General features: G+C 70.5%; 11 protein-coding genes. 4 read left to right on the forward strand and 7 right to left on the reverse strand.

What is annotated here, in order from left to right:
- Window positions 1-16: 16 nt before the first annotated feature.
- A complete protein-coding gene (locus OV207_RS26505; protein WP_267557888.1) occupies window positions 17-592 on the reverse strand; it encodes a hypothetical protein in 576 nt (191 codons plus the stop codon).
- Here OV207_RS26505 and OV207_RS26510 point away from each other — a divergent pair.
- Entirely contained in the window at window positions 591-2,471 is a 1,881-nt protein-coding gene (locus OV207_RS26510; RefSeq protein ID WP_267557889.1) for a hypothetical protein, read from the forward strand. The two genes, OV207_RS26505 and OV207_RS26510, sit on opposite strands and share 2 nt — an antisense overlap.
- 4 nt (window positions 2,472-2,475) lie before the next feature.
- Here OV207_RS26510 and OV207_RS26515 read toward each other — a convergent pair whose 3' ends face one another.
- Entirely contained in the window at window positions 2,476-2,871 is a 396-nt protein-coding gene (locus tag OV207_RS26515) for a response regulator (RefSeq protein WP_267557891.1), read from the reverse strand.
- Window positions 2,872-3,013: 142 nt separating this feature from the next.
- On the opposite strand from OV207_RS26515, the gene OV207_RS26520 reads away from it, so the two are divergent.
- Entirely contained in the window at window positions 3,014-3,775 is a 762-nt protein-coding gene (locus tag OV207_RS26520) for an SDR family NAD(P)-dependent oxidoreductase (RefSeq protein ID WP_193349116.1), read from the forward strand.
- An 11-nt stretch (window positions 3,776-3,786) separates the two neighbouring features.
- A complete protein-coding gene (pyrF, locus tag OV207_RS26525) occupies window positions 3,787-4,644 on the forward strand; it encodes an orotidine-5'-phosphate decarboxylase (protein ID WP_193349114.1) in 858 nt (285 codons plus the stop codon).
- Between the two features lie 36 nt (window positions 4,645-4,680).
- On the opposite strand, the gene OV207_RS26530 is transcribed toward pyrF, so the two are convergent.
- A complete protein-coding gene (locus OV207_RS26530; RefSeq protein WP_193349113.1) occupies window positions 4,681-7,254 on the reverse strand; it encodes a penicillin-binding protein 1A in 2,574 nt (857 codons plus the stop codon).
- 30 nt (window positions 7,255-7,284) lie between these two features.
- Entirely contained in the window at window positions 7,285-8,247 is a 963-nt protein-coding gene (locus OV207_RS26535) for an RluA family pseudouridine synthase (protein ID WP_193349112.1), read from the reverse strand.
- Between the two features lie 44 nt (window positions 8,248-8,291).
- On the opposite strand from OV207_RS26535, the gene OV207_RS26540 reads away from it, so the two are divergent.
- On the forward strand, window positions 8,292-9,770 hold the full coding sequence (locus OV207_RS26540; protein WP_193349111.1) for a pentapeptide repeat-containing protein: 1,479 nt from the start codon (window positions 8,292-8,294) through the stop codon (window positions 9,768-9,770).
- Window positions 9,771-9,864: 94 nt separating this feature from the next.
- Here OV207_RS26540 and OV207_RS26545 read toward each other — a convergent pair whose 3' ends face one another.
- From OV207_RS26545 to OV207_RS26555, 3 genes are all read right to left on the reverse strand, one after another.
- Window positions 9,865-10,494: an MOSC domain-containing protein gene (locus tag OV207_RS26545; protein ID WP_267557894.1), complete on the reverse strand. Its 630-nt coding sequence runs from the start codon at window positions 10,492-10,494 to the stop codon at window positions 9,865-9,867.
- Between the two features lie 46 nt (window positions 10,495-10,540).
- Window positions 10,541-11,515, reverse strand: a complete 975-nt coding sequence (locus tag OV207_RS26550) for an MBL fold metallo-hydrolase (RefSeq protein ID WP_193349109.1) — start codon at window positions 11,513-11,515, stop codon at window positions 10,541-10,543.
- Window positions 11,516-11,590: 75 nt separating this feature from the next.
- Window positions 11,591-12,517 carry a DMT family transporter gene (locus OV207_RS26555; RefSeq protein WP_267557895.1) on the reverse strand — a complete coding sequence of 309 codons (927 nt, stop codon included), beginning with the start codon at window positions 12,515-12,517 and terminating at the stop codon, window positions 11,591-11,593.
- Between the last annotated feature and the right edge of the window lie 18 nt (window positions 12,518-12,535).

Raw genomic sequence — 12,535 nt, forward strand, 5'->3', positions numbered from 1 at the left:
TCACGCGGAGTGCGGCTCAAACCTTCGCGGCGCGCGTCTTCGTCACGAGGTCCTTCCACAGCCCCGCGTACTTCTTGCGGTACTTCAAGTCGTCTTCCGACTCGATGAGCGTCAGCGCGAGCTGCTTGAGCGCTTCGTCCTTCACGACGTCGTAGGTCTTCCGGAAGACCTCCAGGATGTCGTACCGGATGAGCGTCCCGTTCTTCTCCGTGGAGCACTCCCGGAAGCGCTTGGACAGACGGTCCACCACGGCGGCCCGCAGGGCGTCGTCCGCGACCGCGGCCCGCCAGAGCGTCTGGAGGGAGTGGCGGGCCGTGACGAACTTCTCGTCCTTCGTCACGACCATGACCTTGTCCAGGTCCTTCAACAGTCGCTTGGGCTCACTCTTCGCCAGGTTGCTGAGCAGCTGCGCGGCGATGGCGCGCTGGTGGTTGTCACCTTCCTTCAGCAGCGCCAGCAGCCCGTCCCAGACGTCGACGGCCCAGTCCACCGGCGCGTCCGTCACGGCCATGAGGTGCCGGTAGGAGGCATGGCGGGAGTCGGCGTCCTGGCCGCGAAGGTTGACGAAGTGACTCTGGATGTTCGCGTCCATGCCCTGGCGTTCTACCAATCCCTCCGGCCCCGGGCATCCACGCTACGCTCCCGCCCTCTCCATGACCGTCTCCCCGACTTTGGATGCTTCGAACGCCCCTCGCGGGAAGCGGTGGTGGCGCCTCCCGCTGTGGCTGCTGGTGGCAGTCGTGCTGCTGGAGGTGCTCATCAACGTGGCGCTCAACGTCGGCGTCGTCCAGGCCATCATGCGCCGGGGCACGGACCGCACGCAGCTGTCCTGGCAGCGCGCCTGGTGGCTGTGGCCCGTGGGCCGGCTGCACCTCAAGGGCTTCACCCTCACCAACCAGGACACCCAGCGCTGGTGGAAGGTGGAGGTGGACGCCCTGACGGCCGGTGTGTCGCTGACGGGCCTGCTGCGCAAGCGCGTGGACGTGTACGGCATCGACGGGCGCGGGGCGACCTTCCGCATGGAGCCCTCCCCTGCCCCCGAGGAGGGCCCGTCGGATCCGAACTCGCGCCCCTGGGTCATCCACCTCCGCGACGTGACGATCCACGAGGTGCGGGAGCTGGACTTCAGCCGCGTGCGCTTCGCGGGCGCGTTGGACGTCAAGGGGGAGCTCAACCTCCAGTCCCGCGAGCGCATCCAGGTGGACCTGCCGTCGGTGCGCGTGGCGGAGGGCTTCCTGGAGGTGGATGGCAAGCGGGTCGCGCGCCTGGAGGCCCTGTCCGCCCGCGCCCGGCTGGATGCGCCCTTCCAGGGCGAGCAGGACGGCTATGACCTCTCCAAGGCCATTGGCGGACAGGCCCAGGCGAAGGTGGACCTGCTGCCGCTGGACTGGGTGAACGACCTGCTGGGCGCGAGCGCCCCCGTGTCCCTGCGCGGCGGCGGCGGACGGCTGGAGCTGGACGTGCGCATGGAGCGCAACATGCTGGAGCCGGGCAGCCGCCTGGAAGCCTCCGGCACGCAGCTGGACCTGCGCGCGGGCCCCATGCGCGCCCGGGCCCCCTGGAGCCTCAAGGCGTCCATGGACGAGCAGCGTCCGGGACAGCCCGCGGGCCAGCTCAGCCTCGCCTTCGCGCCCGTGAAGGTCTCCGGCCCCAAGGGCAACGGGGTGGAGGTTCCGGAGGTCGCCCTCTCCGTCCTCGCGCGGAGGCGTGAAGGACAGCCGGGCTTCGACCTGGAGCCGGAGCTGCGCGTGGCGAAGAGCCGCCCGCTGGACCTGCGGCTGCTCAATCCGTGGCTGGAGCAGACGCTGGCGGTCGACTCCGGACACGTCACGGTGCGCACCGAGGAGCGGTCCCCGAAAGCGAAGAAGCGCAACTCCCTGGAGCTGCGCATGGACACCGACCTCGTGTCCGGACGCATGGGCAACAACAAGGTCCTGCTGCGCGCGGAGGTGGACGTGGATGCGCGGCACCTGTCGTGGGACATGAAGGAGCTAGGGCTCGCCGGCACGACGCTGCGGTTGAGCAACGTCTCCTCCAATGGCCCCGTGCCCATCCGCGCCTGGAGCGGCACGTTCAGCCTGCCCCGCGCCAGCCTGACGCTGTCGCCCACGGTGCTGTCGGCGCGCTTCTCCAGCCAGCTCACCGACACGCAGCCGCTGGTCGCGCTCATCACCGCGTCCAAGCGCCTGCCCTCCTTCCTCACCTCGCTGCTCAACATCCCGAAGGTGGAGGTGACGGGGCAGGTGCAGATTGACGAGCAGGGGCTCCAGGTGCGCGAGCTGAAGGCGAAGGGCGATGGCTTCTCCCTGGAGGGCCACCTGGACCTCGTCCAGGGCAACATCACGGGCGCCCTCCTGACGACGCTGGGCGCGGTGACGGGCGGCATCGAATTGAGGCCCGGCAACAACGGCCTGCACCTGGTGAACGCGAAGCAGTGGTTCGCAGGTCAGCAGGCGCCGCCCTTCCGCTAGCCCATCACTGGGGGTGGGCGCCCCACCCGCCGCGCGCCACGTAGGGCGCCACGGCGCGCAGGAGCACCTCCAGGTCCACGGGCTTCTTGAGGAAGCCCTCCACCTCCAGGGCCTTCATGGCGCTCAAGCCCGTCTCCACCGCGTACAGGACGATGACCGGGATGGAGGCGAGCGCCGGGTCCGCGCGCTGTCGCGCCCGGAACTCCCAGGCGTCCATGCGGGGCATCAGCAGGTCCAGCAGGATGAGCGCCGGGCGCAGCCCCTGCTTCAAGAGGTGCAGGGCCTCCGCCCCGTCGCGCGCCAGCACCGCCGTGTGCCCGTCCAGCGCCAGCGCCTCCTGGTAGGCCCGGAGCAGGTCCAGATCGTCGTCCACCACGAGGATGCAGTTCCACCGGGACATGGCCGCTCGCTTCCGCATCCAACGGTGAACACGCACCGGGGGCCGCGCCTCGTCCCACGGTGGCAGGAGGAGGGGTTTTGCGTGCCCTCGGATGCGCAACCGTGCGACAAGGCGGTGGCTGCGACACCCCCTGGAGGACGGCATGGCGGAGATGACCTACCGGACGGCGCTGGTGACAGGCGCCTCGAGCGGGCTGGGACGTGGACTGGCGCTGTGGCTGGCCAGGCACGGCCTGCGTGTGTTCGCGACCGGACGACGGCTGTCCCAGTTGCAGGCCCTGGCCGCGGAGGCCCAGGCCGCGGGCGCCACGGTGGAGCCCGTCGTCATGGACGTCAACCACGCGGAGGCCTCGCAGGAGCGCATCCGCGCCATTGACGCGGAGTGCGGCGGCCTGGACCTGGTCGTCGCCAACGCGGGCGTGGGCGGCCCCACGCACGGCAAGCGCATGGACTGGGACAAGGCGCGGGCCATCATCGACACCAACGTCACCGGCGCCGCCGCCACGCTGTGCGCGGTGCTGCCCCAGATGGTGGAGCGCCGCCGGGGCCACGTCGTGGGCATCTCCAGCCTCGCGGGCTACCGGGGGCTGTCGGGCCACGCGGCCTACTCGGCGTCCAAGGCCTTCCTCGCCACCTTCCTGGAGAGCCTGCGCGTGGACCTGAAGGGCACCGGCGTCAGCGTCACCTGCGTCTACCCGGGCTTCGTGAAGAGCGAACTGACGGCGAAGAACCGCTTCCCCATGCCCTTCCTCATGGAGACCGAGGACGCGGTGGAGCGCATGGGCCGCGCCATCTTCGCGGGCCAGGCGGAGGTGAGCTTCCCCTGGCAGGTGTCCGCCTCCATGCGCGTGCTCAAGGCGATGCCCAACCCGCTGTTCGACGCCACCGCGCGCCGGCTGAAGTGAGGAAGCCCTCCGTGACGACGACGCCCGAGTCCTTCGCCCAGCGCTTCGCCCGGCTCGCCGACGCGCGCTCCCCCTTCTGCCTGGGCCTGGATCCGTCGCGCGACGTGCTCGCCCGCTGGAGGCTGCCGGACACCGCGCAGGGCCTGTCCGACTTCTGCGAGCGGCTGGCCGACGCGGCCGGAGAGAGCCTCGCGGTGGTGAAGCCGCAGAGCGCCTTCTTCGAGCGCCACGGCCCCGAAGGGCTCGTCGTGCTCCAGCGCGTGCTCAAGCGCTTCCGCGCGGCGGGCACCCTCACGCTGCTGGACGTGAAGCGCGGCGACATCGGCTCCACCATGGATGCCTACGCGGAGGGCCTCTTCGGCGAGGGCAGCGCCTGGGACGTGGACGCCGCCACCTTCACCGCGTACCTGGGCCTGGGCGCGCTCGCGAAGACGGTGGAGCGCGCGAGGGCCCACGGCGCCTGCGCCTTCGTCGTCGTGCGCTCGTCCAACCCGGAGGGCGTGCCCGTGCAGAACGCCACCGGCGCCGACGGCCGCACCGTGGCCCAGGCCGTGGCGGACGGCCTGCGCGAGCTCAACGCGAAGGCCGGCCCCGGCGTGCTGCCCGCGGGCGCGGTGATGGGCGCCACGCTGCCGCCGGCCGACCGCGACGTGGTGGAGCGCCTGGGCGGCGCGCTGCTGCTCACGCCGGGCATCGGCTCGCAGGGCGCGGGCTTCGCGGACCTGCCGAAGCTCTTCTCCGGCCGCGAGCGGCAGGTGCTGCCCACCGCCGCGCGCTCGGTGCTGGAGGCGGGGCCGGACGTGGCCGCGCTCCGCGAAGCGCTGCAAGCACATCAGGCGCCCTCGCGCGTGTTCCGCGAAGGCGCCTGACGGGTACGGCAGGGCTTGCCGGATGCGGCGCGCGGGCTACTGCGCGCCCATCATGAACTGGTCCACGCCGACCGTGTTCTTGTCGGGCATGGCCTCCTTCGGCTCGGTGCCCTTCTTGAAGAACATCAGCTCCGCGCCCTTGGCGCCCGGGTGGGACACCTTGCCCGTCTTCTTGTCGATGTAGAGCCGGGCCAGCTGCATGGACTGCCAGGGGTAGAACTCCGGCTGCGGCCGGCCCTCCAGCGCGCGCTTCATGTAGTTGAGCCAGATGGGGAGCGCCGCGCGGCCGCCCGTCTCGTAGCGGCCCAGCGGGTGCGGGTTCAAGTCGTAGCCCACCCACGCCACCGTCACGAGGTCCTTGGTGTACGCGGAGAACCACGCGTCGAAGGAGTCATTGGTGGTGCCCGTCTTGCCCGCCGCCGGCTTGCCCAGCTTCGTCGCGGGGCCGCCGGTGCCCTGGAGCACCACGCCGCGCAAGAGGTGCGTGAGGATGAAGCCCGTCTCCGCGCTCATCACCTGCTCGCCCGGTTCGAAGAGGCGCGCGTAGCCTGCCGCCACGCGGTCCTGGAGCGGCGCCCACGCGTCGTCGAAGGCGGTGTGGTCCTCCAGCGTGCGGCCGAAGCGGTCCTCCACCTTGCGGATGAAGTACGTGGGCTTCTTGCGGCCGTAGCGGTTGAACGTCGCGTACGCGTTCGCCAGGTCCAGCGGGTACACGCACGAGGAGCCCAGCGCGGCGGAGAAGTCCATGTTCATGGGCGTGGTGATGCCCAGCTTCTTCGACCAGTCCGACATGTTGTGCACGCCCACCGCGCCGAACGTCTTCACCGCGGGGATGTTCATGGAGTTCACCAGCGCCGTGCGCAGCAGCACGTCACCCACGAACTCCTCGCTGTAGTTGGCCGGCTTCCACGACACCTTGTTGTCCGGGTCGTGCTCCACGATGGGGGAGTCCACGATGATGGTGGCCTCCGTCCAGTTCAGCTGCTCCAGCGCCGCCGAGTACACGAACGGCTTGAAGGAGCTGCCCGGCTGGCGGCACGCCTGGAACGCGCGGTTGAACTCGTTGTCGTCGAAGTCGTAGCCGCCCACCATCGCCGTCAGGTACTGGCGGTGCGGATCAATGGAGACCAGCGCGCTCTGCGCCTCCGGCGTCTGCTCCAGCCGGAAGAGCTTCACGCCCTCGTCCGGGATGGCCTCCGCCAGCTTCTTGTCCCACTGCTCGCGGTCGTCCGTCAGCTCCTTCTTCGTCACGTGGCGCAGCACGATGACGTCGCCCACCGCCACGGCCTTCTTGACGGAGGAGATCATCATCGCCGGGTAGTAGCCCTCCGGGTTCACCTTGCGCGCCCAGCGCATGCCCAACAGCGGCAGCCGGCCCGCGTGCGGCCCCACCTGCACGTCCGCGCCCTTGCCGTCGTCGTCGATGTCCGTCACGACGCCCACGTAGAGCCGGTTGTCGACGAGCTCCTCCTTGCCCATCGCCTTCTTGGACTTGTCGATGAAGGCGCGGCGCTCGGCGTCGGTGGCCAGCTGCTGCACCGGCCCGCGCCAGCCCTGGCGCTTGTCCACGGACATCAGGCCCTCCAGCACGGAGTCCTGCGCCGCGCGCTGGCGCTCGCTGTCCATGGTGGTGAAGATCTTGAGGCCTTCCTTCAGGAGCACGGGGTTGCCGTAGCGCTCCACCACGTCCTTGCGCACCTGCTCCACGAAGTACGGGGCGAACTCGTGGAAGACGTCCTCCACCGGGTACACCTTCACGGGCTCCGCGTTGGCCGTGTCGTGCTCCTCCTTGGAGATCATCCCTTCGGTCAGCATGCGCCCCAGCACGTAGCTGCGGCGGCGCTTGGCGGCCTCCGGGCGGAGGAAGGGCGAGTAGCGGCTGGGCGCCTGGGGCAGGCCCGCGATGAGGGTCATCTCCCCCAGCGTCAGGTCGCGCACGTCCTTGCGGTAGTAGTTCTCCGCCGCGCTCTGCACGCCGTAGCTGTGGTGCCCGAGGAAGACGTTGTTCAGGTAGAGGTAGAGAATCTCCTCCTTCGTCAGCGCCTGCTCCAGCCGGAAGGCGAGGATGGCCTCGCGGATCTTCCGCTTGGGCGTCTTCGCGGTGGCCTCCTTGTAGCCCTCCGCGGAGATGAGGACCGCCTTCGCGGTCTGCTGCGTGAGCGTGGAGCCGCCCTGCACGCCGCCGGCCCGCAGGCCCAGCTTCGTCATCGCCGTCTTGGTGACGGCGCGCGTGGTGCCCAGCACGTCCACGCCGAAGTGGTCGAAGAAGCTGGAGTCCTCGCTGGCGATGAACGCCTGCACGAGCCGCTTGGGGATGCGCTCGTAGGGCACCACCTTGCGCCGCTCGTTGTAGAACTCGCCCGCGAGCACGGCGTCGTCGGTGTAGACCTCCGTGACGATGGGCGGCCAGTACTCGTCCACCTTCGGGATGGCGGGCAGCCCGTCGGAGAAGATGTAGTAGGCGCCCACCACGGCCAGCACCGCCGCGGTGGCGCCCATCAGGCCCAGCACGGCGGTGAGCTTCAGGAGGCGCACGAGGATGTTGCGCTTGGGCGGAACGCCGTCGAGCACCAGCTTGGAGCGGCTGCGGTCAGTCTTCGGATCGGCCATGCGTATTCTGTCGAGTCCTGGGCTCAAGGCTTAGAGGAGCGCCGCCCGCTTCAGCACATCCGTCAGCTCTGGCGGGAGCGGAGTCTCCACGACGACCTTCCTGCCATCTTCGGGGTGCGGAAATTCGATGCGCTCGGCGTGCAGGAAAAGACGTTTGAGCCCCCACCGCGCCCGCACGTCGCGGTTGAGGGCGAAGTCGCCGTACTTCTTGTCACCCACCACCGGGTGACCCACGGCGACCAGATGCCTTCTTATCTGATGCGTGCGCCCGGTCTCGATGGTGCAGGAGAGGAGGGCTGCCTCGCTCGACTGGCGCACGACCTTCCACCGGGTGACGGCCGCCTGCATGTTGATTCCCCGACGGGACTTGGACTCGGCCGTCTGCTGGTGCTCGGCGAGCGGCAGGTCGATGACGCCCGAATCCTTGGGCATCTTCCCCTTCACCAGGGCCAGGTAGCGCTTCTTCGGGTGGCCATTCGTGAAGATTTCCGTGAAATGCACCATCGCCGGGCGGCGCTTGGCCACCAGGATGACGCCGGAGGTCTCCCGGTCCAGGCGGTGGGCGGGGGAGGCGGTGAAGTCGTTGCGGGTCGCCTTGGGGCCCAGGTAGGCCCGGACGTAGTCCACCAGGGTCCCCCCCGTGATGCCGCTGCCGGTATGGACGGCCATGCCGCTGGGCTTGTCCACGGCCATCATCCAGTCGTCCTCCAGGAGGATGACCAGCCGGCTGGGGTCCACCGGCGGGGGGGGCGGGGGCGGACGGTCCGATTTCGGACGCTCCGCGAGGGTGAGCTGCTCTTCGGTGCCGCGGATGGTGAGCACGTCTCCTTCGGCGAGCAACTGCTCCGGCTGCGCGCGCTTGCCGTTCACCCGCACCTTCTTGGTGCGGATCATCTTGAAGAGGTGACTGACCGGGACGTTGGGCATCCGCTTGCGCAGGTGCTTGTCCAGCCGCATCCCGACGGTGTCGGCTTCAATTCGGTACTCGATCATTTGTGCTGGCGCCTGGACCAGACCACACGAATAATTCGCGGTCCATGCCGAAAGCCCCAACTATCGAGAAGCTGCTCCAGAGCGGCTCCGCAGAGTGGAACAAGCTGCGCAAGTCGTCCCAGGTGGCCACCGACCATACCGGCGCCACGTTCACGCAGCTGTTCTCCGCCAACGCCGACCTGTCCGGGCTCGGACTGGTGGGCTCCGAGTGGGAGCGCTGTGACCTGTCGAAGATGAACTTCCGGGACGCCGACCTCTCCAACGCCTACTTCCACGGAGGCCGCCTGCAGGACTGCGACTTCCGCGGCGCCAACCTGGAAGGCTGTACCTTCGAGAAGCTCAAGCTCCTGAGATGCGACTTCACCGGCGCCAAGGGTCTGGACGACCTGGAGCTGGACGACGTGGACATGGACCGCGTGACGGGCCTGGACGGCGAGGAAGCCCCGCCGCCCCCGCCCCCGCCGGTCCAGGGCATCACGGCCTTCACGCGCGAGCAGCGCGAGAAGATGCTGGGCCAGTCGCACGGCGGCGGCAACGCGATGGAGGGCTCGAACCCGGCGCACCCGGACGACCTGCCCCCCTTCCGTCCGCAGGACCCGCCGGGCTCGCTCTTCTTCCGGGCGCTCAAGCACGTGGGCGCGCCCCCGCTCTGGGTGCTGGACGTGCCGGGCCTGCGTCCGCTCCTGCCGCAGCGGCTGCCTCCGGGAAGCTCCCTGGAGACGCTCTACCGCGAGGCGGTGAAGACGCGGCTGGAGAACAAGAAGCCCGCGGCGGACCCCGGCGCGGTGGAGCGCGCGCAGAAGGCGCTGCGCATGAGCGGCAAGGAGGCCAACGTCGCGGCGGTGTACCTGCGCGAGGTGGGCGTGCTGCCCCTGTTCCGCTTCGCCGCCGCCAAGCAGCTCAAGGGTGAGCTGCGCGCGGAGGTGGAGGTGGACGACATCACGGGCTCCATCGATCCGCGCACCACGGGCGCCCTGCTGGAGCTGCGCCTGACGCACGAGGTGGTGGAGCACGTGCACGAGGCCCGCCGGCGCATGGCGGCCGCCCAGCTCTACACGTCGCTCCTGGAGGCGGGCTTCAACCCGGAGAACAACTGGGACGAGGCGCTGGAGTCGAGCGAGGCGTCCATGGAGCTGGCGCAGGCGGCCACCGGCGACGACCGGCAGGCGCTGCTGGAGGGCTTCCAGGTGTTCGCGGCCCTGCCGGAGGAGGCGCGGCTGCGCAGGCTCGCGTACCTGGCGGAGTCGGTGTCGAACCTGGAGCTCTTGAGCCGGCTGCCCGAAGGCATGGAGCCCTCCTGGCTCACCGGCCCGGAGACGCGCGAGTGCCACGAGCGCGAGATGACCTACGTGCAGTCGCTCAAGGCCCAGGACATCCCCACCAAGGTGGCCGCGCTGGCCAAGGCGGAGCTGGGCGTGCCCGAGGGCGAGGTGCCCGAGGACAGCGACGACGACCTGTTCGTGCACGTGCGGTGCGACGTGTGCGGCAAGGAGAAGCTCATCGTCCAGTCGCCGGACGCGTGAGTCGCCCCCCTGCCGTGAGGCGGGGGTGGGGCAGGCAAGGCCCGGTCGGAGCGCGAAGGGCGCTTCGTGCCGGGCCTTCTGTCTTTCCGGGCGCTCAGCCCACCTGTTCGCGCTTCGCGTCTACGTCCACGGGCGCGGCGGGCAGCGAGTACGTCACCGGCGGCGGCAGCATCACCCGCACCTGGTCCCCCGCGCGGATGAGGCCCGGACGCTCCACCCAGCCCACCAGCCCGCGCTTGCGCCACGCGGCCTTCACGAAGCGGCTCGCCAGCCCCTTCATGTCCGGGTGGTGCGCTTCAATGGCGCGGCCCGGGTGGATGCAGGGCTGGTTCTCCCCCTCCATCACCAGCGTGGCCTCCTCCGGAAAGAACAGCCGCGTGCCCGGCGGCAGGTGCGTCAGCCGGGGCACGCCGACGAGCTCCAGGTTCGCGCCCAGCCAGGAGGCCAGCACGTTCGGGATGCCCATCGTGCCCGCGACCTCCGCCAGCTCCTCGCGCGACACCACCGACACCTGCCGCGTGTTGCGGATGACCGTGCCTTTCGGGAACCACGGCGTGCGCACGTCCGCGAGCCGGGTGAGGCCCGCGTGGCGGTCCCCCACGAAGCCTTCGAAGGACACCTGGACCTCGGGCACCTCGCGGGTGACGAAGCGCTTCTTCTCGGGGTCCGTGCACACGAGCACGTTGGCGAGGTGGCCGGAGAGCGAGGGAGCGGGTGCGGTCATATCGGGCGACCGTTCTAACGCTTCGGCGTCCGAAAAATGAGCCCCCTCAGAACAAGGTCATCTGCTGCGGCTTGCCCAGCGGGCGGGCGTCCGTGCCCACGTCCCGCAGCGCCTGGGCCAGCTCCTCCGCGAAGCCGTGGCAGGTGATGACGTCCCGGGCCCCGGTGTCCTTCACGTAGCGCATCAGCGACGGGAAGTCCGCGTGGTCCGACAGGGGGAAGGCCACGTCCGCGCCGTAGCGCCGCGCGCCGCCCGGGTCCATGGCCCAGCCCGTGAGCACCGCCGTCGCCCGGGGCCAGTGGGGCGCCAATCCCCCACCCCGCGCCAGGTGCGGCGGGAAGAAGAGCACCTCGCCCGGCTCCACCTTCCCCTCGTAGCGGCGCAGGTTCTCGATGGGGACGCCCAGCTCCGCGTACAGCACCGCCACCTCGAAGATGGACGGGTGCGCGACGAGCTGGAAGCCCCGGACGGCCAGGTGCTTCATGGCCTCCTGGCTCTTGCCCAGTGGATAGCCCAGCAGCACCGGCGTCACGCCCCGGGTGAGCTGCGCGCGCAGCCACGTCTCCACCTGCCCCAGCACCTCCGGGCGCGGCGGGAAGCGGTAGCGCGGGTGGCCGAAGGTGGACTCGATGACGAGCGTGTCGCACGAGGCCACCTCCGTGGCCTCCGCGGTGAGCGACGGCGCGGTGTTCAGGTCCCCGGTGTAGACGATGCGCCGTCCATCCGAGCGGGTGACGCGCAGCTGCGCGCTGCCCAGGATGTGGCCCGCGGGCAGCAGCTCCAGCGTCAGCGCCCCCAGCTCGAAGGGGCGGCGGTACGGCACCGCCAGGGGCGAGCGCACCGGGCCCAGCCGGTGGGCCATGAAGCGCAGCGTGGCCGCCGTGGCGATGGTGCTCTCGTGCCGGGCGATGTGGTCCGAGTGCCCATGGCTGACGAAGGACAGCGGCGACTTGCGCTTCGCGTCCAGCGACAGCGGCGTGCCCGTCAGGTGCAGCCCGTTTCGTCTCAGCTCCACGCTCATGGGTCGGGCGCTGTCATAGCGCGCGCCCGACGCCCGCGCTCCCCTCCGCGCACGCCGCCCCCACGCGTCGGGTGCTCAGGAGGCGGGCGTGCGGCCCCGCGCCCGCCATCCGTCCCACACGACGGGGCCCAATTCGGAGAGGAGCACGCCCAGGAGGATGAGCGCGCCGCCGGACCACTCGCGCGGCCCCAGCACCTCGCGGCCCATCATGACGGAGGCGACGGAGGCGAACACCGGCTCCAGCGCGAAGATGACCGCCGCGCGCACCGCCGTGGTGCGCGCCTGTCCCCACGTCTGCACGCCAATGGCGACCGCGCTCGCGAGCACGCCACACACCAGCACCGCGCCCATGAGCGCGGGCGTCGGCTCCAGCCGCCGCTCCACGAACGGCAGGCACAGCGCGGACAACACCGCCACGCCCGTCAACTGCACCGCCACCAGCCCCAGCACACCGTCGCGCGAGGCGAAGCGCTCCGTGAGCAGGATGTGCCCCGCGTACGTCGCCGCGCACCCGATGGACAGCCAGTCCCCCAGGGACAGGCCCCAGAGGTGTCCTGGCCGCGCCGGGCCTTCGGCCTGCATAGTCAGCGCGTACAGGCCCACCGCCGCCAGCACCACGCCCACGCGGGTGCCCCAGCGGGGGAGGCGCTTGTGCAGCGCCACGGAGAACAGCGGGACGAAGAGGACGTTGAGCCCGGTGAGGAACGCCGCGCGCGACGGCGTGGTGTCCGTCAGGCCCACCGTCTGGAGCGCGAAGCTCAGGAACAGCAACACCGACAGGAGCGCGCCCTTCTTCAACACGCCGGGCGCGAACACCCGCCGGCCCGCGAGCGCGACCATCACGGCCGCGCCCACCGTGAAGCGCAGGGTGAGGAACGTGAAGGGGTCCGCGAACGCGAGCGCGTCCTTCACCACCACGAACGTCACACCCCAGAAGAGGCACAGGAGCACCAGCGCCCCGTCCGCCTGCAACCGCGCCCCATCGCCATCCTGCGTCGTCACCGGGAACCCCGCGGGCTG

Source organism: Corallococcus sp. BB11-1 (assembly GCF_026626625.1).
GTDB lineage: Bacteria > Myxococcota > Myxococcia > Myxococcales > Myxococcaceae > Corallococcus > Corallococcus soli.